The sequence below is a fragment of the Streptomyces hesseae genome (assembly GCF_031845785.1).
In the GTDB taxonomy this organism is placed as follows: Bacteria; Actinomycetota; Actinomycetes; order Streptomycetales; family Streptomycetaceae; genus Streptomyces; species Streptomyces hesseae.
This window is the reverse complement of record NZ_JAVRFI010000008.1, coordinates 233,094-258,995: the sequence shown is the minus strand read 5'-3', so window position 1 is coordinate 258,995 and position 25,902 is coordinate 233,094. Positions and strand designations below refer to the sequence as shown.

The 25,902-nt window shown below is 69.6% G+C and carries 28 protein-coding genes and 1 tRNA gene; 18 read left to right on the top strand and 11 right to left on the bottom strand.

What is annotated here, in order from left to right; genetic code table 11:
- The first annotated feature begins 186 nt into the window (after positions 1-186).
- The 5 genes from RM609_RS15840 (at position 187) to RM609_RS15820 (ending at position 7,237) form a co-directional block, all read left to right on the top strand.
- On the top strand, positions 187-687 hold the full coding sequence (locus RM609_RS15840) for a hypothetical protein (RefSeq protein WP_438828446.1): 501 nt from the start codon (positions 187-189) through the stop codon (positions 685-687).
- Positions 684-1,289 carry a hypothetical protein gene (locus tag RM609_RS15835; protein ID WP_311611407.1) on the top strand — a complete coding sequence of 202 codons (606 nt, stop codon included), beginning with the start codon at positions 684-686 and terminating at the stop codon, positions 1,287-1,289. The genes RM609_RS15840 and RM609_RS15835 overlap by 4 nt, the downstream gene beginning before the upstream one ends.
- A complete protein-coding gene (locus tag RM609_RS15830; RefSeq protein WP_311611406.1) occupies positions 1,289-6,094 on the top strand; it encodes a putative T7SS-secreted protein in 4,806 nt (1,601 codons plus the stop codon). Before RM609_RS15835 ends, RM609_RS15830 begins: the two co-directional genes overlap by 1 nt.
- A gap of 5 nt (positions 6,095-6,099) precedes the next feature.
- Positions 6,100-6,417: a hypothetical protein gene (locus tag RM609_RS15825; RefSeq protein ID WP_311611404.1), complete on the top strand. Its 318-nt coding sequence runs from the start codon at positions 6,100-6,102 to the stop codon at positions 6,415-6,417.
- 268 nt (positions 6,418-6,685) lie between these two features.
- Complete coding sequence (locus RM609_RS15820) at positions 6,686-7,237, top strand: hypothetical protein (protein WP_311611403.1); 552 nt, start codon at positions 6,686-6,688, stop codon at positions 7,235-7,237.
- Here the strand turns inward: RM609_RS15820 and RM609_RS15815 are convergent.
- From RM609_RS15815 to RM609_RS34525, 5 genes are all read right to left on the bottom strand, one after another.
- Complete coding sequence (locus RM609_RS15815; RefSeq protein ID WP_311611401.1) at positions 7,234-7,596, bottom strand: cupin domain-containing protein; 363 nt, start codon at positions 7,594-7,596, stop codon at positions 7,234-7,236. The genes RM609_RS15820 and RM609_RS15815 overlap by 4 nt on opposite strands.
- Positions 7,597-7,793: 197 nt before the next feature.
- Positions 7,794-8,279: a hypothetical protein gene (locus tag RM609_RS15810; protein WP_311611400.1), complete on the bottom strand. Its 486-nt coding sequence runs from the start codon at positions 8,277-8,279 to the stop codon at positions 7,794-7,796.
- 116 nt (positions 8,280-8,395) lie between these two features.
- Positions 8,396-8,593, bottom strand: coding sequence for a hypothetical protein (locus tag RM609_RS15805; protein ID WP_311611399.1), 198 nt, complete (start codon positions 8,591-8,593; stop codon positions 8,396-8,398).
- 10 nt (positions 8,594-8,603) lie between these two features.
- On the bottom strand, positions 8,604-9,038 hold the full coding sequence (locus RM609_RS15800) for a DUF5753 domain-containing protein (RefSeq protein WP_311611461.1): 435 nt from the start codon (positions 9,036-9,038) through the stop codon (positions 8,604-8,606).
- 132 nt (positions 9,039-9,170) lie between these two features.
- Positions 9,171-9,329, bottom strand: a complete 159-nt coding sequence (locus RM609_RS34525) for a hypothetical protein (protein ID WP_369016242.1) — start codon at positions 9,327-9,329, stop codon at positions 9,171-9,173.
- Here RM609_RS34525 and RM609_RS34520 point away from each other — a divergent pair.
- From RM609_RS34520 to RM609_RS15780, 5 genes are all read left to right on the top strand, one after another.
- Positions 9,315-9,518: a hypothetical protein gene (locus tag RM609_RS34520; protein WP_369016241.1), complete on the top strand. Its 204-nt coding sequence runs from the start codon at positions 9,315-9,317 to the stop codon at positions 9,516-9,518. The genes RM609_RS34525 and RM609_RS34520 overlap by 15 nt on opposite strands.
- Complete coding sequence (locus tag RM609_RS34515) at positions 9,505-9,723, top strand: DUF6255 family natural product biosynthesis protein (RefSeq protein ID WP_369016240.1); 219 nt, start codon at positions 9,505-9,507, stop codon at positions 9,721-9,723. Before RM609_RS34520 ends, RM609_RS34515 begins: the two co-directional genes overlap by 14 nt.
- Before the next feature lie 119 nt (positions 9,724-9,842).
- Positions 9,843-10,559, top strand: a complete 717-nt coding sequence (locus tag RM609_RS15790) for a hypothetical protein (protein WP_311611395.1) — start codon at positions 9,843-9,845, stop codon at positions 10,557-10,559.
- 101 nt (positions 10,560-10,660) lie between these two features.
- Positions 10,661-11,005 carry a hypothetical protein gene (locus tag RM609_RS15785; protein WP_311611393.1) on the top strand — a complete coding sequence of 115 codons (345 nt, stop codon included), beginning with the start codon at positions 10,661-10,663 and terminating at the stop codon, positions 11,003-11,005.
- Positions 11,006-11,092: 87 nt separating this feature from the next.
- Positions 11,093-12,412 carry a DUF1266 domain-containing protein gene (locus tag RM609_RS15780; RefSeq protein ID WP_311611392.1) on the top strand — a complete coding sequence of 440 codons (1,320 nt, stop codon included), beginning with the start codon at positions 11,093-11,095 and terminating at the stop codon, positions 12,410-12,412.
- Positions 12,413-12,443: 31 nt separating this feature from the next.
- On the opposite strand, the gene RM609_RS15775 is transcribed toward RM609_RS15780, so the two are convergent.
- From RM609_RS15775 to RM609_RS15765, 3 genes are all read right to left on the bottom strand, one after another.
- Positions 12,444-12,803 carry a hypothetical protein gene (locus RM609_RS15775; RefSeq protein ID WP_311611391.1) on the bottom strand — a complete coding sequence of 120 codons (360 nt, stop codon included), beginning with the start codon at positions 12,801-12,803 and terminating at the stop codon, positions 12,444-12,446.
- A 100-nt stretch (positions 12,804-12,903) separates the two neighbouring features.
- A tRNA-Cys gene (locus RM609_RS15770) sits at positions 12,904-12,975 on the bottom strand.
- 136 nt (positions 12,976-13,111) lie between these two features.
- Complete coding sequence (locus RM609_RS15765; RefSeq protein WP_311611389.1) at positions 13,112-13,975, bottom strand: alpha/beta fold hydrolase; 864 nt, start codon at positions 13,973-13,975, stop codon at positions 13,112-13,114.
- A gap of 88 nt (positions 13,976-14,063) precedes the next feature.
- Between RM609_RS15765 and RM609_RS15760 the strand changes: the two genes are divergently transcribed.
- The 3 genes from RM609_RS15760 (at position 14,064) to RM609_RS15750 (ending at position 16,787) form a co-directional block, all read left to right on the top strand.
- Entirely contained in the window at positions 14,064-14,969 is a 906-nt protein-coding gene (locus RM609_RS15760) for a LysR family transcriptional regulator (RefSeq protein ID WP_311611387.1), read from the top strand.
- Positions 14,970-15,069: 100 nt separating this feature from the next.
- Positions 15,070-15,678 (top strand): cysteine dioxygenase family protein, encoded by a 609-nt coding sequence (locus tag RM609_RS15755; RefSeq protein ID WP_311611385.1) that lies wholly within the window; start codon positions 15,070-15,072, stop codon positions 15,676-15,678.
- Positions 15,678-16,787, top strand: coding sequence for a YeiH family protein (locus tag RM609_RS15750; RefSeq protein ID WP_438828445.1), 1,110 nt, complete (start codon positions 15,678-15,680; stop codon positions 16,785-16,787). Before RM609_RS15755 ends, RM609_RS15750 begins: the two co-directional genes overlap by 1 nt.
- A gap of 88 nt (positions 16,788-16,875) precedes the next feature.
- On the opposite strand, the gene RM609_RS15745 is transcribed toward RM609_RS15750, so the two are convergent.
- The gene (locus RM609_RS15745) at positions 16,876-17,445 is read right to left on the bottom strand and encodes a hypothetical protein (protein ID WP_311611383.1); all 570 of its coding nucleotides are present in this window, start codon (positions 17,443-17,445) and stop codon (positions 16,876-16,878) included.
- A 279-nt stretch (positions 17,446-17,724) separates the two neighbouring features.
- On the opposite strand from RM609_RS15745, the gene RM609_RS15740 reads away from it, so the two are divergent.
- Positions 17,725-19,137: an MFS transporter gene (locus tag RM609_RS15740; protein WP_311611381.1), complete on the top strand. Its 1,413-nt coding sequence runs from the start codon at positions 17,725-17,727 to the stop codon at positions 19,135-19,137.
- Positions 19,138-19,293: 156 nt separating this feature from the next.
- Positions 19,294-21,081, top strand: a complete 1,788-nt coding sequence (locus RM609_RS15735) for a DEAD/DEAH box helicase (protein WP_311611379.1) — start codon at positions 19,294-19,296, stop codon at positions 21,079-21,081.
- A gap of 79 nt (positions 21,082-21,160) precedes the next feature.
- Here RM609_RS15735 and RM609_RS15730 read toward each other — a convergent pair whose 3' ends face one another.
- Positions 21,161-22,150, bottom strand: a complete 990-nt coding sequence (locus tag RM609_RS15730; RefSeq protein ID WP_311611378.1) for an LAETG motif-containing sortase-dependent surface protein — start codon at positions 22,148-22,150, stop codon at positions 21,161-21,163.
- A 293-nt stretch (positions 22,151-22,443) separates the two neighbouring features.
- On the opposite strand from RM609_RS15730, the gene RM609_RS15725 reads away from it, so the two are divergent.
- Together RM609_RS15725 and RM609_RS15720 are read left to right on the top strand one after the other, a co-directional pair.
- Positions 22,444-23,085, top strand: coding sequence for an IclR family transcriptional regulator (locus RM609_RS15725; protein ID WP_311611377.1), 642 nt, complete (start codon positions 22,444-22,446; stop codon positions 23,083-23,085).
- 223 nt (positions 23,086-23,308) lie between these two features.
- Positions 23,309-24,103 carry a YlbL family protein gene (locus tag RM609_RS15720; protein ID WP_311611376.1) on the top strand — a complete coding sequence of 265 codons (795 nt, stop codon included), beginning with the start codon at positions 23,309-23,311 and terminating at the stop codon, positions 24,101-24,103.
- Between the two features lie 17 nt (positions 24,104-24,120).
- Here RM609_RS15720 and RM609_RS15715 read toward each other — a convergent pair whose 3' ends face one another.
- Positions 24,121-24,585, bottom strand: a complete 465-nt coding sequence (locus tag RM609_RS15715) for an Lrp/AsnC family transcriptional regulator (protein WP_311611375.1) — start codon at positions 24,583-24,585, stop codon at positions 24,121-24,123.
- Between the two features lie 124 nt (positions 24,586-24,709).
- Here RM609_RS15715 and hppD point away from each other — a divergent pair, with 124 nt between their 5' ends.
- The gene (gene hppD / locus RM609_RS15710) at positions 24,710-25,852 is read left to right on the top strand and encodes a 4-hydroxyphenylpyruvate dioxygenase (RefSeq protein WP_311611373.1); all 1,143 of its coding nucleotides are present in this window, start codon (positions 24,710-24,712) and stop codon (positions 25,850-25,852) included.
- Positions 25,853-25,902 lie beyond the last annotated feature (50 nt).

Below are 25,902 nucleotides of genomic sequence, written 5' to 3'. Positions count from 1 at the left end.
TTCATTGGTGAGCGCGGGCCGCGAGGGTGGGTACCCGATCGCCCGCATGCGGCACAGGAAATTCGCCGTTGGGAAGGCGCCGTTGCCTGACTAGGCTGAGCCCTTTACGTTCCGAAACCGTCCCCTCCTCCCCGAGGCCACCCGATGACCCATGCCCCGCTCCCCGCCCCAGGGACCGAGTCACAGATGCCCTCCGCCTCCACCGGCGCCGATTCCAGCCGACTCGCCAACGAAATCGCCGCGATGTACGACGAGGCGGTACACCCCGCCTCCCTCGTCGGCGAGTTCCGCCGTACCGCCGTGCTCGTGCCGCTCGACCGGAGCGGCGGGCTCTGGTCCGTGGAGATGCACGGCATCCGCTGGATCTGCGGCTTCACGGACATGGCCGCCCTCGCACGGTTCGCCGTGGCGCGGGGAATCGCTGAGGACGAGGAAGAGGAATGGGAGTACCGCGCCGTCCTCGGCGCGCGCCTACTCGACGTGGTCGTTCCGGCGATCGGCGCGCCCGCCGGAGTCGCCCTGGACATCGCCGGCGAACGCCCCGTCATGTTCCCGCCCGTACGCGGCATCGTGCCGGATGACGTGGCGCTGGATGCATCGAAGAATCGTTTCTCCATAGGGCCTGACGGACCTGACGGGCCTGACGAATTTGACGAACCCGTCGAGAGGGAGGCAGCAGCACCGTGAGCAGTGGGGGTGGGGCCGGTGGCGGAGGCGCCGGCGGCATACAGGCGAGCCAGGCGGCGCTCGACAACGTCGCCAAGGGCATCAACGCGGCGATCGGCGAGCTCAAGGACATCGGCAGCGCGGGCGCGGCCTCCGTTGGCCGGGGCTTCGACGACCTCGCGCTCTCCGGGATGGAGCTCGGACACGGCGGTCTGACCGCCTCGCTCAAGGGCTTCTGCGAGCGCTGGGACTGGGGCGTACGCGCGCTCATTCAAGACGCCGACCAGTTCGCGGAGCGCGTGGGGCTCGCGGCCGGCTACTACCACGAGCGCGACCGATACATAGCGGACACCTTCAAGGTCGTCGCCAACGCAGCCATGGGAAATCCGCATCTGACCGAGGAACAGGTCGAGAAAAAGTCGGTCAGTGAGGTGCTGTCCGACAACGCGTTCACCCAGACCCGCGACGCCGACTACAGCCTCGGTTCCCTCGCCAAGGCGGGCGAGGGTGCCAAGGACGCCTGGTCGAAGACCGGCAAGGACCTCATGGACAGTGCCAAGACCGGCGGGCCGGGCCCGCTCGGCGTGGCGGTCCGGACGGTCAGCAAGATCGAGGACTACTGATGAACGCGTTCGACAGCCTTGGCGAGTGGGGCGAGAAGAAGCTCGACCAGGCCGAGAAGATTGCCGGCAAGGCCATCCACAAGGGCACCGAGGTCGCCGCGGAGGGCCTGGACAAGGTCGGCCTGCACGGCGCGGCCCGCAAGGTCGATCATGCCGGTGAGGCGATCGCGTCCAGCCTCGGCGCCGAGGTCGGCGAGCACCAACTGGGCCAGTCCGAGAATCCCAAGGATCTCGTCCATGGCGAGCCCAAGCGGATCGAGGCCACGGCAAAGCACCTGCGCAGCCTCCACTCCTCCTTCAACGCCACCCACTTCGCCCTCCAGCAGGTCCGTGCCACCGACTGGAAGGGTGAGGGAGCCGACGCTTTCACCACGAAGTTCGTCGAGCAGCCGAAGAAGTGGGCGGAGGCCGCCGATGCCTTCGAGGCGGCGGCCGGCGTCCTCGATTCGTACGCCCACACCGTCACCTGGGCGCAGAACCAGGCCAAGGAGGCGATCCGGCTCTGGAAGAAGGGCCAGGAGGCCAACAAGAAGGCCGTCGACGACTACAACGCCAAGGTCCACGCCTACAACGCGAAGATCGACAACCTTCAGGACCCCGGCCCCAAGCCCGTAGACCCCGGAAACCCCGGCGAGGCGGACATGAAGGAGGCCCAGCGCCTCCTCTCCGAGGCCCGCAAGCAGCGCAACACGGCCGCCGCCGAGGCCCAGACGAAGATCGAGTCGGCTGTCTCGCGCGCCCCGGAGAAGCCCAGCTTCACCAACCGCATGAAGGCCAACGCCCTTGACCTCAAGGACGGCGGGGCGATGGAGCTGATGCATTTCGAGGGCGGCGTCCTCCGGTCCGGTACGGACGCGATGAAGCTTGCCCGCGGCCTCAACCCCCTCGACATCTACAACGTCACCCACCCCGCGGACTACCTGAGCACCGTCTCCAACACCGCCGCCGGCATGCTCTCCCTCGCCTCCCACCCCGAGCGCCTGCCCGCCACTCTGGTCGGCGAGGGCTGGGGAAAGGACCCCTACGAGTCCGGCGGCCGTCTCCTCGGCAACGTAGGGCTGGCCGTCGCCTCGGGCGGCGGCAGCGCGGGCGCCGCAGTGGCCGAACGTACGGCGATCGGGGCGGCCAGGCGGGGGGCCGCGGACGCGGCAGAGAGCGCAGGCGCACGTTCAGGAAGCAAAGCAGCCAAAGACACTGAGCGGAGCGCGGCGCGAGAGAACACCACCGATGGGCCCAACGACTTCAACAGGGCTCCTAAAGAAAAAATCTGTGAGAAGGACCCTGTCGACGTCGCGACGGGACGCATGCTCTTGCCGCAAACGGATGTCACGCTTCCCGGCGCTCTTCCTCTCGTGTTCTCCCGACACTTCGAGTCGTCGTACCGGGCCGGCGTCTGGTTCGGCCCATCCTGGGCGAGCAGCGCGGACCAGCGCCTCGAGATCGACTCCGAAGGAGTCATCTTCGTCCGGGAGGACGGGGTTCTGCTGTGTTACCCGCACCCGGCGCCTGGCCTGACGACCTTGCCCACGGGGAGCCAGCGCTGGCCGCTCTCCGTCGACGAGGGCGGCACCTACTCGATCAACGACCCTGGCAGTGGCCGAGCGTGGCGTTTCCGCCCGTACGACGACGGACTTGCCCTGCTCGACGAGCTGACCGACAGGAACGGTCATCGCATCACCTTCGTCCACACGGACGACGGCACCCCGACCGACATCATTCACGACGCGGGCTACCACATCCGCATCACGACCCATACGGGCCGGATCACTGCGCTGCACTTGGTGGGGGCAGGGACCGCAGGCACGGATGTTGAGCTGGTCCGCTACGGATACACCGACGGCCACCTATCCGAGATCCTGAACTCTTCAGGACAGCCCCTCCGCTTCGGTTACGACGAGCATGGCCGGATCACCTCCTGGACCGACCGTAACGGCAGCCACTTCGACTACGTTTACGACGACCGTCACCGCTGCGTCGAGCAGTCCGGGACCCAAGGGCATCTGCGATCGTTCTTCACCTATGACGGGTCCGACGGTGAAAGCGGCCTGCCCGTCACCACCGTCACCGACTCGCTAGGTCACACCACGCGCTATGTGATCGACCGCTCCTTGCGCGTAGTAGCGCAGATCGCTCCGGACGGTGCGGTGTCCCGATCGACCTGGGGTAAGCACAACCAGCTTCTGTCGCGTACTGACGCCTTGGGGCGGACGACTCACTTCCGGTATGACGAGTCCGGGCGTAACACCGGCGTGGTCCGCCCCGACGATCGAGCGGCGCAGGCTTCGTACGACCTGGCGCTGGGGCTTCCGGAGACGGTTACGAACCCGGATGGAACTGTCTGGCAGCAGACGTACGACCGGAATGGGAACCGTACATCCACCACTGATCCATCGGGTTCCGTGACCCGATTCACCTACGACGAACTCGGTCATCCCACTTCGGTCACCGACGCCTTGGATAACAGCACGCGACTTCGGTGTAACGGTGCCGGGCTCGTGGTGGAGCTGACGGATCCGCTAGGTGGGGTGACCAGCTATCGACGTGACGCGTTCGGTCGGGTAACCATCGCGATCGATCCACTCGGCGCCACGACCCGGTTGAAGTGGTCGATGGAGGGTCACCTTGTTCGCCGCATCGCTCCCGATGGCACGGAACAGTCGTGGACGTACGACGGTGAAGGCAACTGCGTCACGTACACCGATGCCCTGGGCGGAGTGACGACATACGAATACACGCACTTCGATCTGCTCTGTGCGCAAACTGGGCCCGACGGCATCCGGCATGAATTCACCCACGACACGGAACTACGGCTGACGGAGGTCACCAATCCTCAAGGTCTGACATGGTCCTACAAATACGACCCCGTCGGCCGCTTGGTATCCGAGACGGACTTCGACGGACGGACGCTGACGTACACACATGACGCGGCCGGTCAGCTCACGTCACGCACGAACGCGCTTGGGCAGACCATCACCTACGCCCACGATGCTCTCGGTCGGATGGTGGCCAAGGAAGTGGATGGCGCTGTCACGACGTACGCGCACGACGCTGTCGGCCGGTTGCTGGAGGTGGTCGGCCCCGATGCGACGCTTACCTACAGCCGCGACCGGCTGGGCCGCGTCAAGTCGGAGACGACGAACGGCCGGACGCTGACCTTCACATACGACCAGCTGGGGCGACGGACGCGGCGGGTCTGTCCTGGCGGCGCGGTCAGCATGTGGACGTACGACGCGGCGGGACGCCGTACGTCGCTGACGGCGTCGGGCCATGTCTTCGACATCGAGCACGATGCAGCGGGACGCGAGATCGCACGGCACTTCGGCGAGGGCGTCACGCTGACACACGCGTGGGACGCGACGGGCCGCCTGACGTCGCAGACGCTGACGGCGGGAGCGGAGTCCGCGCAGCTTCAGCGCCGGGACTACACGTACCGCCATGATGGCCACCTGACGGCCGTCAACGACCGCTCTTTCGAACTCGACGCCGTCGGCCGGGTCACCGCCGTTACGGCACCGGGCTGGCAGGAACGGTACGCCTACGACGACGTCGGCAACCAGACGGAAGCCATCTGGCCCACGGAACACCCGGGCGCGGATGCTCAGGGCACCCGCGCGTACGCGGGCACGCGCATCACGCGCGCGGGCAACATCCGCTACAAGCACGACGATCAGGGCCGCGTCGTCCTGCGCCAGAAGGTCAGGCTGTCCCGGAAGCCGGACACCTGGCGATACGAGTGGGACGCGGAGGACCGCCTGCGGTCGGTGGTCACACCGGACGGCACGCGCTGGCGCTACCTGTACGACCCGCTGGGCCGCCGCATAGCGAAGCAGCGCCTGGACGAGTCGGGCGGCGTGACGGAGCAGGTCCACTTCACCTGGGACGGCCCGAAACTCACCGAACAAACGACGACGTCGCCCGGCGTCCCGAACCCGCTCACCCTTACGTGGGACTACGACGGATTGCATCCGGTCGCTCAGACGGAACGAATATCGGCGACGGACGCCTCACAGGCCGAGATCGACAGCCGCTTCTTCGCGATCGTCACCGACCTGGTGGGCACACCGAGCGAGCTCGTCGACGAATCCGGTGTCATCGCCTGGCGCACGCGCACCACTCTCTGGGGCACGACGGCCTGGGCATCGGACAGCGCCGCCTATACGCCCTTGCGCTTCCCGGGCCAGTACTACGACCCGGAGACGGGTCTCCACTACAACTTCCACCGCCACTACGACCCGGAGACGGCGCGGTATGCGTCGGCGGACCCGCTGGGGTTGGCGCCGGCGCCGAATCCGGTGGCGTACGTTGAGAACCCACATACGTGGGCAGACCCACTTGGACTTGCTCCATGTAAGGGGTCGATATTCAACCGCCTGAGGGATTTTTTTGGGCGCGGTGAGACCGGTGCAGGTAGTTCCGGGCACGGAACTACGCAGGCACCCCGCATGTTGGGATCGGGCTCGCCCGGGATCGGGGATGTAGCGGAACTGCATGGCCCCTTTCACAGGCGAGGCTCACGCACTCAAACGCCGGAGGTCACTCAGCAGGTGATTGAGTCCGGGCAATTGTGGGGGCGCGAGGCGCGCTGGGGAGGCGATCCGATGGTCCAGGCGCACCGGGGTCCAATACCGAAGGACGCCAAGCCGGGAAGTTTTGAATTCTATACGACCGCCGAGCCGAAGGCTCTGAGAAACACGCCGGGCGACTATGCGGCGTGGGAGTTGGGGCAGCAGCCGGGAGTGCAATATATCCAGAGTAATGGTGAAGACTTCGCCTCAATCCCTGTGTTTGTTACGGAGGTAAGGTAGCAGTGGTGAAACGAATCGCAGCCTCTGATTTTCGCGGTAAGCCCCAGAATTATATTGCCGAGCTTGATCTGGTTACGGAGGAGATCGAGGCGCGCTGGGGTCCTCATGAGATCACCATGGATGACCTCGGTCCGTGGTTCACCTTTGCGTTTTCGCTCCGTAGTGGGATTCTGGCTGCTCTGGTTCGGGAAGTGGAAAATGCCCCAAATCCTGGATACATCTTGACTGCTATCGGGGTAAAAGATCTACCCGACATCCTGGAGGAATTTTTGACGGAGTCAGGAATTGAGCCGACCCGTGTGACACGTCGAGGGTTCGAGTAGTCGGCTGGTCGGCTGCGAGGGTGAGGCGGTGGCATAGGTGTGCACGCGGAGGTCCCAGCCGCAGAGGACTCGGCTGGACATGTGGCCCGCATGCCGGTCGTGGTTCATGAGGTAGTGGCCGACGCGTGCCGCACTCCGGCTCCCTGTGCTCGCGGGCGCCAGTCGCGTGGATGGGCTGTCATTCCGAGTGGAACTGACCTTGCAGTGCGTCGAGTTCGGTCACAGTGGTCTCGTCGGTGCTGGGAAAGGTGCGGGGTGGGGGGAGTGGATGAGTGGTTCGGTGATTTCTCTGGTGATCGCGTTCTTGGGCATCCTCGGCACGCTCGCGTCCGGGCTGATGACGCAGCGGCTCGTGGAGAAGGCCAAGGCCAAGGAGCTGGAGCACGCGGAACGGCAGCGCGTGGACGAACGGCGGTACGAGGCGGAGCGTGCGACGGCTGACGCTCTTCGGGCCTGCTACGTCACGCTGAACACCGCCTCCCTCGACTACCACTCCGAGCTGAACAACTTCTGGTACGCGTCCCGAGCCGGCCGCGTCACCGACGAGCTGCGGTCACGCCTGGATGACGCGCGGCGCGAGCATCGAGCGCGGCACTCCGAGGCGCAGATGCGTGTGCCGGACGACGTGCTCGCCGCCGCCCACGAAGTCAACCTCGGGCTCAGTCGGGTGTACGGGGTTCTCAAGCGTCTCGACGGCGGGTTGCCACCGCGACGGGAGGGCGAGTCCTTGGAGCAGTCCCGCGCTCAGATCAATGAGGCCTGGGATCAGCTCAATGAGATGCGTCGTGTCATGCGACGGAGTCTTGGCGTAGCCCGCTAACCCTTGGCGTAGTTTGTGGCGCCCTGCCAGTCGACCATGACGCAGGGGGTGTCGCCGAGAACCCAGGCGTCGTGGCCCGGGGGGCAGATCATGCAGTCGCCCGGGCCGAATTCCGCCTCTTCGCCGTCGTCCATGACGACATGCATGCGGCCCGAGATGACGTAGGCCGCGTGGGAGGCCTGGCAGCTGTCGGTTCCCGCGATCGGTTTGACGTGATCGGACCAGCGCCAGCCCGGTTCGAATGTCGCCCGGCCCACCGTGCCGCCGCCCAGTTCCAGCAGCTCCATTCGCCCTTTGTCCCCCTGGAAAGGGCGGATTTCCTCTGGCGAAGTGAAGCTCTTGCGTACGAGGCCGGCCATGGCGTGCTCCCCTCGGCTGCGGATCTGCCGTTTCGACCATGCCATGGGGAGAGGGCCTCGGCGAGCGGTGCGGGGCGGGTGGGGGACGGGGGCGCTGCCTCGTCAGCCGCCGGTAGTCGACCTCTTCGACCCTGAGCCGGTCGGTCAGGAGGTCGGTCGCGACGAGTTCGAGGAGTGGTGGGCACGTGCCCACCCGGTCACAGCCTGAATACCCCGCGCCAGGTCCACCCTGCGCTGAGGACCACCTTCCGCAGGGTGTTCCTCATTTCACGCGTGTCCAGACGATATGTCTCGATCTTGCGCCGGCGGCCGTCGGGCCCCCGCTCGTAGGCCCATTCCCGTTCGACCGCGAACCCCCATCCACGGCTGTACTCGTGCGACCCGGACAGCCCCTGCCTGGTGGAAGTCCACTGTTCCTGGAGAATCCGCACCTCGCGCCCGTGCGGATCCAGACGCATCCGGATCCTGAGTCTGCGGTCCACCTGCTCACGGGTCGACGAACGAGGCGGGATCCACCATTCCGCCACCACGTCGGCCTTTTCGGAAGGGTTGGCCTTGCGTATGCGATACGGCGTGTCCGTACCGTCGATCGCGAGCAGCGATTCCCGTACCTCCGCGGCTGAACGCGGTACGACATCGTTCTCGGGGTACGTGGTGCCCAGCAATCTGTCCCGGAGGCCCATCGCTAGATCCCCGCCCCGGTGCCCGGGCGCGACGTGCGCGCTGTGCGCACGAAGCAGAGCTCCCCGTGACTCATGCGATTCCCCTCGGTTCAATGCCTGGCGTGCACCTTACAGGCCTAGAGGAGGTGGTCCAGATCGCCGCGTTTCGCTGCCTCGATCAGGTTGCGGAGGCCTTGGCGGGTGGTGGTGATCAGCTCGGTGGGGTGCGTCGTTTCGCGGAGGATGAGGGTGCCGGTGGACGTGTGGCCTATCTGGAGGCAGGAGTTACCGCCCTCATCGCCGCATAATGGGTTCTGCCAAGAGATATCGGGCATGTCGAGCCTTTCAGAGTCGCTGCGCGATCTCATGGATGAGTTCACGTGTCTCATCCGGAGAGTGTGACATCGCTTCTGCCTTGTCGAGCAGGGCTCGGTATTTCGCCAACTCTTTTGACTCGTCAACGAAAACAGGTCCGTGAAAGCTGTCCAGTTGGACGGTATCGAGCTGTCCTACCCGTCCGTTCGCGTAGCAGATCGGCTGCCCCGGTCCGGAGAACACTTGGGCCGCGAAGGGGAGGACCCGGATGCTGATGTTGTCCCGCTCGCTCATGTCCAGGAGGTGTTGCAGTTGTCTTCTGGCTACCTTCGGTCCGCCGAACTGCATCCGCAGGGCGGCTTCATGAACGATCACGTCATACTGGGGCGGGTGTTCTCGGAGAGTGAGGATTTCCTGGCGTCGCATGCGGCGCATGGCCCGTAGCTCGACGTCCTTCTGGGAAATCGCGGTGATGGACTGCCCGAATCCCGCCCAGCCGCGTCCGCGCTCCCTCCCACCCGCGCGAATCTCAACTACTCCCTCGGTCTTCCCGGAGGTTCCTACTGTCTCGGCACGGCCCGCACTGTCGTCCGGCGTCTACTGGTCGAGCACGGCCTCGACGGTCTCGCCGAGCTCGGGGCCCTGGCCGCGTCCGAACTGCTCGGGAACGCCTATACGTTCACCCCGGGGCGTGATGTCAGCCTCGCCGTCCGCTGGCGCTTCGGGGTGCTGCGGCTGACCGTGTTCGACGAGCACCAGGAGCATGCCGTCGAGGCCGGTAAGGCGTGCCGGGCGTACCGGCGGGAGGCCTTGGCCATGCTGGAGGCCGTAGTCGACGAGTGCGGCGGAGTCGTCGGGCTCGCGGCGGCGGAGAGTCCTCTCGCCGGCAGCAGGTTGTGGGCCGTACTCCCGCGAGAGGCGGCGGAGCGCTATGCCGTGCTCTGAAGCGAGGATGGCCCCTTGTGGTCGGACGTGCGGAGTGCGGCGGTTCACCGATTACGGGTCCCTGCGGCCGCCCGGCCTGCCGCAGGCCGTCGTATCTGCCCCGCGTGACCGGCGTGCCGCCGACCGTGCGGCGGCCCGGTGCGTGGCGGAGTTGATGAGCCGGGGGAGGTGGTGGAGTCGGCGGCGCCGGGTGGTTCTGGGCTAGGGCCGCAGGGTGGGCTTCGGCTCCGTCGGGACGCATACGGTCTACCCATGACGACGCCCCCGCCCCAGCCGCCCCTCCCGCCTCATCCCCCGGCCGCATCGCCATACCCGGTGCATCCAGTGCATCCGGCGCAACAGCCGTACGCCTACCCGTACGCGCAGTCCGGCGGTTGGGGCGCGCCCATGGCGCCCCCGCCCCGGCGGGGGCTGAGTGCCGGGGCGATAGTCGGGATCGTCGTCGGGGTGGTGTTCGGTCTGCCTGCCCTCTCCGGCGTCCTGTTGTACGTGTCCTCCGGCGGTCAGGGGCAGCGGCACCACGCCTCAAGTCCCGTACCGGACTCCGAGCGCTATCGGCTCAAGGTGCCCTCTGCCCTCCTGGATGGCCAGTACACCCTGGCCCAGGACCTCAGCAAGACCATGGACGACAAGCTCGCGGGGGAGAGGAACGGCAGGAACGAGCACGACATGAGAATGGTGAGCGGGCAGTACACCACCTCTTCCGGCGAGGAGCAGGAGACCATGCTCTTCGCCGGGAGCTACGGTGAGATCGACGATCCGCACCGTGCTCTGGACAGCATGCTCCGGGGCATGAGCGAGAACGAAGGTGTCACGGTCACCACCCCTGCCAAGGAGGTCACGCCGCCCGGCGCCCAGACGCCCGTCACGTGCCAGGTTCTCGGCGCCAACCGTGCAGGGCAGTCGAATTCGGTAGTCGTCTGCGGGTGGAGCGACCACAGCACCGTGGGCACCGTCTCCGTCCCCGGCGACAGCGGCGATTTCGACGCAGCGGCGATGAAGACCTTGCGGATACGCAACGAGACCCGGGTACGGGCGTAGCGCTGTACGCGGCCCGTGTGAGTACGTCCGTACCCGCACGCCCCCCACCTGAGTACCGCTACGGATACGCCGGCCTCCCCGCCCGCCATAGCGTCGGCCGCATGGCAATGAACACGACTGACATCGACCCCGGCAGCGACCCCACCCTCCTCGTGATGAAGTACCTCGGCGGGGTCGCGCTGTGGGTCTTCGCCGCGTTCACGTTCCTTCTCCTCCCCCTCAACGTCATGGCCAGCGACGGTTGCTTCGACGGGGACACCCGCGCCATCTGCACCGTCGCCGGGCAGAACGCCGTCGCCTACATACCGATGGTCACCGCGCCCGTCGCCGGTGTGCTCGGCACGTACGGGCTGACGGCCCAGGGAGGCAGGGCCAAGGGGGCCTACGCGCTCGCGATGGGGATGCTGGTCGCCGCGTGGGCTGTGGTGTCCGCGATCGCCGGGTGATTCCCTGAGCGACTCCCTGGGTGACTCTCTGAGCGACTCCCCGGGTGACCCCGAAGTTGTTCGAACAGTGCTCGATAGGGTCAGACCATGGGGTTGTGGAACACGACAGGCACGACAGGGCAGCGGCCCATGGGCTGGGCGCCGCCGGTGGGGGCCGTGCCGCGGGCGGCCGCCGCGCCGTGGCAGGCGCCGAGTGACGTCGAGCAGAAGCTGTACGAGGCGCGGGTGCGCGGCGACTGGGACGCGTACTTCCATGTGCTGGCCGAGACGAGGCTCTTCCTCGCCGTCCCCCGGGCGAACGCCGACGCCGAGACCCGTACCGTGCCCTTCGCCCCTTACTGGAACCCGCAGACCGGTACCCCCTGCCTCGCGGTCTTCACCGAGGGGATGCTGCCCGCGCCCGCCGAGGACCCCGTCTTCTGCGGATACTCCCTGGGCTGGTACGCCCGCGTGTGGGAGGCCGGCGACCCGCCGTACCTGGTGGTGAACCCCGGCAGCCCCTGCGAGGCGGCCCTCCCGGCGAATCCGGCGGGGCGGGAGATCTGGCAGCGGCACGCCGAGCGCGTCCGCACCTCCACCTGCGGCTGCCCGGACCGGCACGGCCGGCTGCGCGCCCTCCACACGGGCGGGCCCCTGCACGGGCCGCTCGCGCACGGGCTGGCCTGCTCCGCGCTGCTCTTCGTCGACAACGGTGAGCTGTGGAACGCCATGGCCTACCACGGCGGCGGCTACTTCCACGAGAAGGACCGGCTCAAGGAGTGGTGGGGGGTCACCGACCGGGAGGGCTGGCGGAACGCCCAGGAGTCGCTGCTGGACGCCGACATGGTCAGCGGCTCGTGGGAGTTCGCGCTCGGCGTCCGCCGTGCCATGGCGATGGACTTCCCCGGGCTCGTCGACGTCGAGCACTGGCGCCGGGCGGCCGAGCGCGTCCTGCGGCGCAGGGCCGAGCAGGCGGGGGAGGTGCGGATCACGCTGGAGGGCGTGACCCGGGGGGAGGCCCTGCCGGACGACGAGGTCGAGGGGTACATCGCGGAGATCCACCAGCTGATCGGGCGGATCGCGCGCTACGAGGCCCGCTTCCGCGCGGACGGTCTGCTGGCGGAGGGCGCGTATGTGCGGACGGCGGCGGCATGGGACTACGGGCGCGCCGCCGGGATGGCCCGCTGGGGGCTGGCCGCGCGGTACTGCACCCTGCACGAGGCCGAGGAGGCGGTGCTGCGCGCCGGGATCGCGGCCAAGGCCGCCTACGGCTCGTGGGAGGAGTTCTCCGCCGGGTACATCCTCGCGCGCTGTCTCCATTTCGACGAGGAGAAGTTCGGCAAGTGGTACGAGGACGCGCTCGCCGCGCATCGCGTGCTCACCACCGACCCCGCCAGCCCCTGGCTGAACATCCCCTGGGGGCGCTGAGCCGGCCCCCGGGCCGGGCGGGCGGTCTCGCTCATCGCCCCAGGTAGACGTACAGCGCCAGTGCCACCGGGCCCGGGCAGGCCAGGGCGCCGGTGATGGCCCAGCGGGTGGCCGGGCCGAGACGGAGGAGCTTCAGGGCGTGCCAGACGGCCGTCAGGACTGCTGCCGCCAGCGCCAGGACTCCCGCGGTCTGGAGGAGCAAGTCACCGGCCTCGGCCGGGTGTTCCGCCGCCGCGCCCCAGACGGCGATCATCAGCACCACCACCAGGCACAGCCCCACGGCCTGGGCCGTGATCGTCCACAGGATCGCCGCCAGGACGGTCATGAAGCGGTTCTCGGCCCGCGCGGAAACGGGGGCGGGCACGCGGTACGGAAACTGTTCGGTCGTCATGCAGTGATCACACACGCCGACGGCCCCCGCCCGGGAGCGCTCGCGCACTCAAAGCGGTCTGAGTACGGTCTGAGCAGCGGTACCTACTCAGGACCTGAAGAGGCCGTGGCGGGAATCGAACCCACGTAACTCGCTTTGCAGGCGAGCCCCTAAGCCACTCGGGCACACGGCCGGGTGGGAGCGTTGTGCGCCTCCCCGACGGCTACGACCATACGTTCACCCCGGCCCCGCTTCAATGGTGCGGAGGCCACTGTCATATGGCGGACATGCGCCAGTCACGTCCGGGCGCCACGGAAACCCCGACGCCCTCACGCGCTCACCCCCCGCAGGAACTCATCCACCAGCGGGCGGAACATCTCCGGCTCGTCGACCCACGGGTAGTGCCCCACCCCGTGCAGCGGCCGCACCACGCCGCGGGGGAAGGAGGCGGCGACGAGTTCGCCCGCGCGCATGCCCGTGACGGCGTCCAGGTCGCCCGTCACCACCAGCGCCGGGCAGTGGGCCTCGCGCAGGCCGTGGAGCAGGGCCAGGCGCAGCGGTTCGTCGACGCCCTGCCAGAAGGCGGCGCGGGGGACGGGGTTGAGCTGGGTGGGCTCGGTGGCGGCGTGGGCGCGTTGTTCGGCGTCCCAGCGGCCGTAGGCCATGGGGGCGGCGCGGCGGAGGAGGGAGCGGACCTCGGCGAGGTCGCCGGCCTCGCGCAGGGAGTGGACGGCCACGTAGGCGTCGACCCACCAGTCCTCGGCGCTGCGGGACTCGAAGATCTCCTCGGCGTCCGTGGGGAGTTCGCCCTGGAGGCGGGAGCCGGGGGTGACCAGGACGAGGTGGGTCAGGTGCTCCCCGTGCGCGGCGGCGTAGGCCTGGGCCGTGGCGCAGGCGGCGTCGTGGGCGAGGAGGGCGAAGCGTTCCAGGCCCAGGTGGACGCGGAGCGCCTCGACGTCCTCGGCGAGGGCGGGGAAGGCGTAGCCGGCCACGTCGGGGGAGGGCGGGGAGGCGCCCGTACCTCGGCTGTCGGGGACGACGAGGGTGTGGTGGGCGTCCAGTCCGCCGAGGTCGCCGAGGTACGCGGCGTCGCGGCCGGGGCCGCCGGCCAGACAGACGACGGGCGGGCCGGCGCCCTCGCCGAGGACCCGGTAGGCCAGCTCCACCGAGTCGTATGAGGTGTAACGAGTCATAAGTCCACCATGCCGGAAATAGTCAGTGATCCAGAAGCGAGCCACCCCTACCCGTCCCCCTATCCCAAATTCCGCTTATGATTCCGGCGTGTTCGACTCCAGGCACATCAAGACCTTCCACGCGGTCGTCACCGCGGGGTCCTACTCGGCCGCCGCCAGGGCCCTGGGGTATACGCAGCCTGCGATCACCCAGCAGATGAAGGCCCTCGAACGCGTAGTCGGCACGCCGCTGTTCACCCGGGTCGGGCGGAGAATGCGGCTGACCGAGGCGGGCGAGGCCCTCGCGCGGCACGCGGAGGTCATCCTCGACAGCCTGACCGCTGCGCAACGGCAAATGAGCTCCCTGACGCGGCTGCGCGCCGGACGGGTGCGGGTGTGCGCCTTCCCCAGCGCGGGGGCCACCCTCATACCCGAGGCGCTGGCCCGGCTGGCGGCCGACCATCCGGGGGTGCGGGTCGAGCTCCAGGAGGGCGAGCCGCCGGACTCGCTGCGCCGGCTGGTGCGCGGCGAGTGCGACATCACCCTCGCCTTCACCTACCCCGGCCTGCACGAACAGGTCCCCGACGAGCTCGTCGAGATACCGCTGTTCGAGGACCAGCTGATGGCGCTGCTACCGATAGGCCACCCGCTGGCCCGCCGCCGCGCCGTCAAACTCGCCGACCTGGCGGAGGAGCGCTGGATCGCCGGCTGTCTGCGCTGCCGCACCAATTTCCTGCACGAGTGCGCCGAGCAGGGCTTCGCTCCGGACATCGCGTTCACAACGGACGACAACCTCGTCGTGCAGTCGCTCGTCGCCGAGGGGCTGGGGGTGGCGATGATGCCGGGGCTGGTGTTGTCCTTCCTCCGGCACGACAAGATCACCGGACGGGCCCTCGACCCGGCCTGCCGGCGGTACGTCTCCGCCTACGTCCTCCGCGAGCACCTGCGCATTCCGGCCACGGCGCTCGTCCTCGACGAGCTCAAGGCCGTCGCGGCGCGGCGGGTCGGGTGCTGATTCCTCGTTCCGGGTGTCCGCACATTCATAAGCGGGTGTTGGCGACCGCGTAAAGAACTGTCGTTGGACGTGATGGATCGGGCGCCCCGACGCTGCACCCATGACCACCCCCACCGCACCCCCGACGACAGCGACGCCAGCGACGACAGCGACGACAACGACGGCAGCGACGGCAGCGACGACCCCGCGCCTCGGCCGGCTCGTCGACGAGATCCGCGAGACCGTCGGCCGCGGCCTGGCGCCCGACGCGACGGCCTACCTCGTCGGCGAGCGCCTCGCCGCCCACCTCGGCGCCCCGGACCTGCTCACCCCCGAGCAGTGCGAGGGCTACCCCGACCGCTACCGCCAGCACATCCTCCACGCCGAGGCCGACGGCAGCTTCTCCGTCGTCGCGCTCGTCTGGATGCCCGGCCAGCGGACCGCCATCCACGACCACGTCTCCTGGTGCGTCACCGGCGTCCACCAGGGCACCGAGAGCGAGCGCCGCTACCGCCTCGTCCCCGACGTCCCGGCCGCGCGCCTGATCGCCACCGAGGACGTGGTCAACCGGCAGGGCGACGTCTGCGGCTTCGCACCGCCCGGCGATATCCACCGGGTGCGCAACGCCTGTTCGACCGTCGCCATCTCCCTGCACGTCTACGGCGCCGACGTCTCCCGCCTCGGCTCCAGCGTGCGGCGCGTGTACGACCTGCCCGCCGACGAGTTCTGATGGCGGTCGTCGACTCAGTCGGTTCACAGGCCTCCGCCCCCACCGCGCCGGCCGCGCCCGTACGGCCCTCCGGGCCTGCGGGTTCCGTACGCGGAAAGCTGCCCGGACTGGCCATGGCCGCCGCTGGCGTGGCCCTCGCCTGGGGGACGCACCGGCTCGTACCCGCCGTCCCCATGCTCACCGCCGCCGTCGTCCTCGGCATCGCCGCCGCCCATCTGCCCGGCGTACGGGCCCGGGTGCGGGGCGCCGGCAAGCCGGGGCTGACGCTGGCGGGGAAGCGGCTGATGCGCGTCGGCATCGTGCTGCTGGGGCTCAAGCTGAGCCTCGACGACGTGCTCGGGCTGGGCTGGGCCACCGTCGCGATGGTGGCCGCGGTGGTCGCCGCGACCTTCTTCGGGACGCTGTGGCTCGGCCGCCGGCTCGGGCTGCGCGGCGACCAGCCGCTGCTGATCGCCACCGGCTACTCCATCTGCGGGGCCTCGGCGATCGGCGCGGTCAGCGAGGTGTCGGGCAGCGACGAGGAGGACGTCGCGACGTCCGTGGCGTTGGTGACGCTGTGCGGCACCCTCGCCATCGCCGTACTGCCGCTGCTCCACCACCCGCTGGGGCTCGGCGACGCGGAGTTCGGACGGTGGGTGGGCGCGAGCGTCCACGACGTCGGGCAGGTGGTGGCGACCGCGCAGACCGCCGGGCCCGCCGCCCTCGGCGAGGCCGTGCTGGTCAAGCTGATGCGGGTGGCGCTGCTGGCGCCGCTGGTCGCGGCGGTGGCGGTGTCCGTACGGCAGCGGAGGCGGATACCCGCGTCCGGTGCCACGGGTGCCACGGGTGCCACGGACGTCACGGGCAAGCGGCCCGCGCTCGTCCCCCTCTTCGTCCTCGGCTTCCTCGCCATGGTGGCCGTCCGCACCACCGGGTGGCTGCCCGGCGGCGCGCTGGACGCGGCGGCGCACGCGCAGGAGCTGCTGCTCGCCGCCGCCCTCTTCGGCCTGGGCAGCGCGGTGCACCTGCCCTCGCTCGTACGGACGGGCGGCCGGGTCGCGGCGCTGGGGCTGTGCTCGTGGGTGGTCGTCGCGGGGGCGTCGTACGGGGGCGTGCTGCTCACGATGTGAGGAGTGCGGCGCGGGGTTGCCGCTGTGGGGCCCGGCCGGTGTGGCCGGGCCCCACGGGCGTCACGAGGCGGGCGTTACGAGGCGGGCGTCACGAGCCGGAGAGCTCGACCATCTCGGTGATCTTGTGGTCCGCGCCGATCGTCACGTTGTAGTAGTTCTGGCCGGCGCACCATTCCTTGTGGTCGGCCTTGCCCTGGTTGTCGTACTGCTGGTGGTTCGGGTCCGCGCACTCCTTGACGTGGCCGATCCCGGAGAGAACCTTGTCGTTCGGCCGCGTCGGGCGGGCCTCGGGGCCGTTCAGGCTGAGGACGGTCACCTTCGCGTTGTCGTTGTCGAAGGCGTAGGTGTTCGTCGGGCCCTCGTTGCGGTAGAAGGCGCCCTCGTCCATCTTCGTGTTGCAGGACACCTTGGCGTCCTGCGCGATGATGTTGTTCATCGCGCCTTCGACGCTGAGCACCTTGATGAGCTTGTGGCCCTTGGGCAGCGGCGCGCACGGGTCCTTGTAACCGCTCTTGTCCCCGGTGGGCTTCTGCGACGGGGCCGCGCTGGCCGGACCCTTGTCGTCGTTCTTCGCGCCGTCGTCGGTGGGGCCGCAGGCGGTGAGTGCGAGTGCGCCGGAGACGACCAGCGCGGCCGCGACGACATGCCGAATGGACATAGGGATCCCCCTGGTGCTGCCCGGCGCCGATCGCCGGGTCGAACTGGTTGAACTGGTTGAACTGGTTGAACGTGTGAACCGGCCGGAAGTCTATGGGCATGAGCATGGCGAAAAATCGGCCATTTGCATGGCCATGATCAAACCGCAACCGAACCACGACGGACCCGTGTCCGACTCGTGGCCGAGCCCCGGCCGACCGTGCGACTAGGCCTGAAGGCCGAGTGGATCTCCTCCGCACGACAGGGGTCAAACCGGCTTTCGCCACTTACTGTGAAGGCCATGACCGCCGCCGATTCCATATCCGCCACCCAGGCCGCGACGGACACGGTGGAAGGCGTTCTCGGACGCCGCTACCGCGCTCTCACCCTCGGCATCGTCTCCGTCGTCTCACTGATCGCCTTCGAGGCCAGCGCCGTCAACACGGCGATGCCCGTCGCGGCCCGCGCGCTCGACGGCATCGGGCTGTACGCCTTCGCCTTCTCCTCCTTCTTCACCGCGAGCCTGTTCGCGATGGCGCTGTCGGGGGAGTGGTGCGACCGCGCCGGCCCCCTCGTACCCCTCTTCACGGGCATCGCCGCCTTCGGCACCGGGCTGGTGGGCGCGGGCGCGGCGCAGGAGATGTGGATGTTCGTGGCCGCGCGCGGCACGCAGGGCATCGGCTCCGGGCTCGTGATCGTCGCCCTGTACGTGGTCGTGGGGCGGGCCTATCCGGAACGGCTGCGGCCCGCCGTGATCGCGTCCTTCTCCGCCGCCTGGGTGGTCCCCGTGATCGTGGGGCCGCTGGTGGCGGGAACGGTGACCGAGACGTTCGGCTGGCGCTGGGTGTTCCTGGCCATCCCCGTGCTGATACTGCTGCCGCTCGCCGTGATGCTCCCCGCGCTGCGCGCGCTGCCGCCGGGGAAGAACACGGACACGATGAACCGGCGCCGGATCCTCCTCGCGCTCGGCGTCGCCGCCGGGGCCGGACTGCTCCAGTACGCCGGACAGGACCTCCGCCCGTTCTCCCTCCTCCCCGCGGCCGCCGGGCTCGCCCTCCTCGTGCCGTGCGTACGTCGGCTGCTGCCCACCCGTACGTTCCTGGCCGGGCGCGGGCTGCCCTCCGTCGTGCTGCTGCGCGGCCTCGCCCAGGGCTCCTTCCTGGCCGCCGAGAGCTTCGTCCCGCTGATGCTCGTGACCGAGCGCGGGCTGTCGGCCACGCTCGCCGGGCTGTCGCTCACCGGAGGCGGGCTGACCTGGGCCCTCGGCTCGTACACCCTGAGCCGCGCCCGCCTGGAACCCCATCGCGAGCGGCTGATGGGCCTGGGCATGGCGGTGCAGGCGCTCGCCGTGGCGGTGGTGCCGCTGGTGCTGATCGACGCGGTGCCGGTGTGGCTGGTGGCCGTCTGCTGGCTCCTCGTCGGATACGGGATGGGGCTGACGATCTCCAGCGTGGGCGTGCTCACGCTCCGGCTGTCGCGGCCGGGGGAGGAGGGCACGAACGCGTCCTCGCTCCAGGTGTCGGACGCACTGGGAAGCGTGGTGCTGGTGGGGCTGGCGGGGGTGCTCTTCGCCACGGCCGGCGGGGAGTCCTCGTCCGTGTCCGCGCACGGTACGGCCGCGCCGGCGGGGGCCTTCGTCGCGGTCTTCGCGCTCTCCGCGATGGCGGCGCTGGCGGGGGCGTGGGTGACGACGCGGCTGAAGGCACGGGGGTAGGCACGGGGGGTAGATCCAGTGGGGGCCGGCTGAAGATCAGCCCGTCTGTGACGTCCGTCCCACCCCCGGGTGGACCCGGCCCGTGACCCCCGGACCGCCCCGTCGGCGCGGGTACGCTGACTCGGTTGCCGACCGCCGACCCCGCCGACGGAGACCGTGACTACCACCACCGCGAATCACCATCTCTCACCCGCCTTCCCCGGCCGGGCGCCCTGGGGTACCGCCAACAAGCTGCGTGCCTGGCAGCAGGGCGCCATGGAGAGGTACATCCAGACGCAGCCCCGCGACTTCCTCGCCGTGGCCACCCCGGGCGCCGGTAAGACCACCTTCGCCCTGACTCTGGCCTCTTGGCTGCTGCACCACCACGTCGTCCAGCAGGTGACCGTCGTCGCGCCGACCGAGCACCTGAAGAAGCAGTGGGCCGAGGCCGCCGCCCGGATAGGTATCAAGCTCGACCCCGAGTACAGCGCCGGTCCGCTGGGCCGCGAGTACCACGGCGTCGCCGTCACCTACGCCGGTGTGGGCGTCCGCCCCATGCTCCACCGCAACCGCTCCGAGCAGCGCAAGACGCTCGTCATCCTCGACGAGATCCACCACGCCGGTGACTCCCGCTCCTGGGGCGACGCCTGCCTGGAGGCCTTCGAGCCGGCCACCCGCCGCCTCTGCCTCACCGGCACGCCGTTCCGCTCCGACACCAACCCCATCCCCTTCGTCACCTACGAAGAGGGCAACGACGGCATCCGCCGCTCCTCCGCCGACTACACCTACGGCTACGGCAACGCGCTCGGCGACGGCGTCGTCCGCCCGGTGATCTTCCTCTCCTACAGCGGCAACATGCGCTGGCGCACCAAGGCGGGCGACGAGCTGGCGGCCCGGCTCGGCGAGCCCATGACCAAGGACGCGGTCTCGCAGGCCTGGCGCACCGCCCTGGACCCGCGCGGCGACTGGATGCCGAACGTGCTGCGCGCCGCTGACCGGCGGCTGACCGAGGTCCGCAAGTCCATCCCCGACGCGGGCGCGCTGGTGATCGCCTCCGACCAGGAGTCGGCGCGCGCCTACGCCAAGCTGATCCGCGAGATCACCGGCGAGGGCGCGACGCTCGTGCTGTCCGACGACAGCGGCGCCTCCCAGCGGATCGACGACTTCGCGGCGTCCGAGGACCGCTGGATGGTCGCCGTCCGCATGGTGTCGGAGGGCGTGGACGTCCCCCGCCTGGCGGTCGGCGTATACGCCACGACGATCTCCACGCCGCTGTTCTTCGCCCAGGCCGTCGGCCGCTTCGTACGGTCGCGCCGGCGCGGCGAGACGGCGTCCGTCTTCGTCCCCACCATCCCGACGCTGCTGACCTTCGCCAACGAGATGGAGGTCGAGCGCGACCACGTCCTCGACAAGCCCAAGAAGGAGGGCGAGGAGGACCCCTACGCCGAGTCCGAGAAGGAGATGGACGAGGCGAACAAGGAGCAGGACGAGGACACCGGCGAGCAGGACCAGCTGCCCTTCGAGGCGCTGGAGTCCGACGCGGTCTTCGACCGCGTGCTCTACGACGGTGCCGAGTTCGGCATGCAGGCCCACCCCGGCAGCGAGGAGGAGCAGGACTACCTCGGCATCCCCGGGCTGCTGGAGCCGGAGCAGGTGCAACTGCTGCTCCAGAAGCGCCAGGCCCGGCAGATCGCGCACAGCCGCCGGAAGCCGGACGAGCAGGCGGACCTGCTCGAAATCCCCGCCGAGCGGCGGCCGGTCGTCACGCACAAGGAGCTCCTGGAGCTCCGCAAGCAGCTCAACACGCTGGTGGGTGCGTACGTCCACCAGAGCGGCAAGCCGCACGGTGTGATCCACACGGAGCTGCGCCGCGTCTGCGGCGGCCCGCCGAGCGCGGAGGCCACGGCGGGGCAGCTCACGGAGCGCATCACGAAGGTGCGGGAGTGGGCGACCCGGATGCGGTGACGCTGACGCTGGTCTTCCGGTGACGGTTGCGCCGGGCGGGCCGGGTGGCCCGGCCCGCCCGGCGCGTCGGTGCGTACGGTCAGCCCCGCGCGTTCGCGCGGCGGCGGGTCGCGACGACCAGGCCGGCGCCCGCGACGATCGCCACGGCGCCGCCCGCGGCGATCCACGGGGTGGCCGGGTCGGAGCCGGTCGCGGCGAGCTCGGTGCGGCTGCCGGTGGCGGTGGTGCCGCCGGAGCTCGCGCCCGAGCCGGACGACGAGTCGACGGCGGCGGAGGACGAGGACGAGGCACTCGGGCTCGCGGAGGCGCTCGCGCCGGCGCTCGTGGAGGGCTTGGGGCTGGCCGTCGCCTTACCGGACGCGGTCGCGGTCGCGCTCGGAGAGGCGGAGGTGGTCGCGCTCTTGCTCGGCTGCGGGTCCTTGGCCTTGGCGGCCAGGACGGAGAACTCCTGATCGCCCATGGAGGCCACGTTGTGCTCGTCGACCACCCGGAAGTGCGCCTTGTGGGCCGGGGTCTGCTTCTCGAAGAGCAGACGCAGCTCGAACGTCGCCATCTCGCCCTTGCTCACCGGGTACTCACCGAGCGACCTGGAGAGCGTGAAGGAACGTCCCTCCTTCTCGCTCTCGATTTTGCCCACGGACATGTCCGCCCGCTTCCACTCGCCGTTCTGGCCCTTCCGGTACTCAAGCTTGAGGGCGTAGTCCGCAGCCTTGTCCGCATCGGGCTTGACGGGGATGTAGATGGCGTGCGGCCTGAAGACCGCGTCCTTGTCGCCCTTGCGGTTGTCGAACGACATCTCGAACTGCGACCAGTCGCCGGTGCCCGCCTGGATCTTCTTGGGAAGGCCCTGCACCGTCACCGGGATGTCGAACGGGGTGGTGCCGTTGCCGTTCGTGTCGGCCTTCGGGGCCGTGTTCGTGTCCGCCGGGGCGACCGCCCCGCCGCCCTGCTGGGTCGTGGTCTGTCCCGCCGTGGCCGGCAGCTCCTCCGCGACGGCGGGCGTGGCCAGGAAGAGGGCCGGGGTGATGACACCGGCCGCCACGATCGTGGCTATTCGGGAAATCTGCATGGCGATCACACTAAAGCCCCGCAATGCCAATAGCCCCCCTGGATTGCCCTGTCCACAAAGCGGATTACGCAATTCCCCTGTGTGGTGCCCGGATTGTGGGCAGACTCTTCCGCTGAGCGGACCGGCGGCGCTACCGTGCCGGTCACGCACACGCCCCGTGGCAGCGCCGCCGCGGAGCGCAGCCGGACCATAACGACAAGCCGCCGGCGGCCTCTCCTCGCGCGCTGCCGGAACGGGACCGGCGCCGCGACCCCACCGCGAAGGGAGCCGCCACTCATCGGAGGAGGGGCGTCGTGACCGCGGAGACTTCGCAGACGCTCGACAGGGGACTGAAGGTCCTCAAACTGCTCGCCGACACCGACCACGGACTGACCGTCACCGAGCTGTCCACCAAGCTCGGTGTCAACCGGACCGTCGTCTACCGGCTCCTGGCCACCCTGGAGCAGCACGCGCTCGTCCGCCGGGACATAGGCGGCCGGGCCAGGGTCGGCCTCGGGGTGCTGAGGCTCGGGCGGCAGGTGCACCCGCTCGTGCGGGAAGCGGCCCTGCCCGCCCTGCGCTCGCTCGCCGAGGACCTGGGAGCCACCGCCCATCTCACCCTCGTCGACGGGGCCGAGGCGCTCGCGGTCGCCGTCGTCGAGCCGACCTGGACCGACTACCACGTCGCCTACCGCGCCGGGTTCCGTCACCCCCTGGACCGCGGCGCGGCCGGACGGGCCATCCTCGCCGCGCGCCGCGGCGAGGTCGACAACCCCGGGTACGCGCTCACCCACGGCGAGCTGGAGGCCGGGGCGAGCGGGGCGGCGGCGCCGCTGCTGGGGGTGTCCGGGCTGGAGGGGAGCGTGGGAGTGGTGATGCTCGCCGACTCGGTGCCCGTGAGGGTCGGGCCGCGGGTGATGGAGGCCGCGAAGGAGGTGGCCGACGCGCTGCGGTAGCCCACCGGCGTGAGGGGGTGGGGTGGGGCGGATGGGCCCTGGTAGGGGCGTAAAGAGCTCTTCGCCGCTGGAGCCCGTGCGGGGCCGCCATTATGTGATGGCAGGCACCGCGAAGAGGTCAGCCCCGTAAGGGTCCATCCGCCCCACCCCGCCCCCGACCCGCACCACGGCGGGCGCGGGCCCGGATGCCGCGTTCCCCCCACACGTGAATTAGATTCGCAGCATGCCAGCCCCCACCCGGACCCGCGTCCTCGCCGTCTGCGCCGCACCCGTCGTCGCCCTGATCGCCGTGGCCGCGCTCGTCCCCCTGCCGTTCGTCATCGCCCAGCCGGGTTCCACGACCGCGAACGTGCTCGGGCAGCACAAGAACAAGCCCGTCATCACGATCTCCGGTGTCGCGACCCGCGGCACGAGTGGGCAGCTGCGCATGACGACCATCGAGGCCACCGGGCCGGACACCGAGATCGGTCTGGGCGATGTGGTCGACAGCTGGTTCCGCAGGGACCGGGCCGTGATGCCGCGCGACGCGGTCTACCCCCCGGGACAGTCCGACCGGGAGATCGAGCGGCACAACGTCGCGGAGATGAAGAAGTCCCAGGACGCGGCGGCCGAGGCCGCCCTGCGCTATCTCCACCGCTCGCCCAAGGACGTGAAGGTGGAGCTGAGCCTCGCCGACGTCGGCGGGCCGAGCGCCGGGCTGCTCTTCACCCTGGGCATCATCGACAAGATCGACGGTGACGGCCGGGGCGGCGACCTGACGGGCGGGCGGTCCATCGCGGGCACCGGCACCATCGCCCCGGACGGCACCGTCGGAGCGGTCGGTGGCGTCTCCCTCAAGACCCAGGCGGCCGGGCGCGACGGCGCCACCGTCTTCCTGGTGCCGAAGGACGAGTGCTCCGACGCGGGGGCCGAGCTGCCCAAGGGCATGCGGCTGATCCCGGTCACCACGCTGACCGACGCCGTCGCCTCCCTGAAGGCGCTGAAGGACGGGGGCAGCGTGCCCTCCTGCCCGGCGTAAGGCGAAAAGCCGCGCGGTCAGTCCTCCGACGCCTGCTGCACCAGCGGGATGATCCTCAGCGGCACCGGGTTCTCCATGACGATCGCCGTGGACGCCCGGACGATCCCCTCGAAGCCCACCACCCGGTCGATCACCCGCTGGAGGTCCGCGTTCGACCGGGCCACCAGCCGGCACAGCATGTCCCCGTGCCCGGTCGTGGTGTGGAGCTCCAGCACCTCGGGGACCGACGCCAGATGCGTCCGGATGTCCGCGCCCTGCCCCTGCTTGATCTCCAGCGTCGCGAACGCGGTCACCGGATAGCCCAGCGCCGCCGGGTCCACATCCGGGCCGAAGCCCCTGATCACCCCCTGCGACTGGAGCCGGTCCAGCCGCGCCTGCACCGTGCCGCGCGCCACGCCGAGGCGCCGTGAGGCCTCCAGCACCCCGATCCGGGGCTCCCCCGCGAGCAGCTCGATCAGCCGCCCGTCCAAACGATCGATCACCCTGTTGCTCCCTTCGTGGTCATCATGCACAGAACGTCCGGGGCTTCTCGACCTCCTCTATGCATAATGCCCAGTGAAATCGCAAACTATTGCGCACCTTGTGGTTCGGAGAGACTCTTCGCCCATGACTCAGACCACGGATCACACCCCGCACACCGCACGGCAGGCAGACCCCTTCCCGGTCAAGGGGATGGACGCGGTCGTCTTCGCCGTCGGCAACGCCAAGCAGGCCGCCCACTACTACTCCACCGCCTTCGGCATGAAGCGAGTCGCCTACTCCGGACCGGAGAACGGCAACCGCGAGACCGCCGCCTACGTCCTGGAGTCCGGCAGCGCCCGGTTCGTCTTCACCACCGTGATCAAGGCGACCACCGAGCACGGCCGTTTCCTCGCCGACCACGTCGCCGAGCACGGCGACGGCGTCGTGGACCTGGCCATCGAGGTGCCCGACGCGCGGGCGGCGTACGCCTACGCCATAGAGCACGGCGCCACCGGGCTCCAGGAGCCGTACGAGCTGAAGGACGAGCACGGCACCGTCGTCCTCGCCGCCATCGCCACCTACGGCAAGACGCGCCACACGCTCGTCGACCGCTCCGCCTACACCGGCCCGTACCTGCCCGGCTACGTCGCCGCCGAGCCCATCGTCGAGACCGGTCCCCGCCGCTTCCAGGCCATCGACCACTGCGTGGGCAACGTCGAGCTCGGCAAGATGGACCAGTGGGTGAGCTTCTACAACAACGTCATGGGCTTCACCAACATGAAGGAGTTCGTGGGCGACGACATCGCCACCGAGTACTCCGCGCTCATGTCGAAGGTCGTCGCGGACGGCACCCGCAAGGTGAAGTTCCCGCTCAACGAGCCGGCCATCGCCAAGAAGAAGTCCCAGATCGACGAGTACCTGGAGTTCTACAACGGCCCCGGCGTCCAGCACATCGCGCTGGCCACCAACGACATCGTCGCCACCGTACGGGCCATGCGGGAGGCGGGCGTTCAGTTCCTGGACACCCCCGACTCGTACTACGACACCCTCGGCGAGTGGGTCGGCGAGACCCGGGTGCCCATCGACACCCTCCGCGAGCTGAAGATCCTCGCCGACCGCGACGAGGACGGCTATCTGCTCCAGATCTTCACCAAGCCGGTCCAGGACCGTCCCACGGTCTTCTTCGAGATGATCGAGCGCCACGGCTCCATGGGCTTCGGCAAGGGCAATTTCAAGGCCCTCTTCGAGGCGATCGAGCGCGAGCAGGAGAAGCGCGGCAATCTCTGAGCGCCACCGGAGCGATCCGGACCGCAGCGGCGATCTTCCCCCTGCCACCG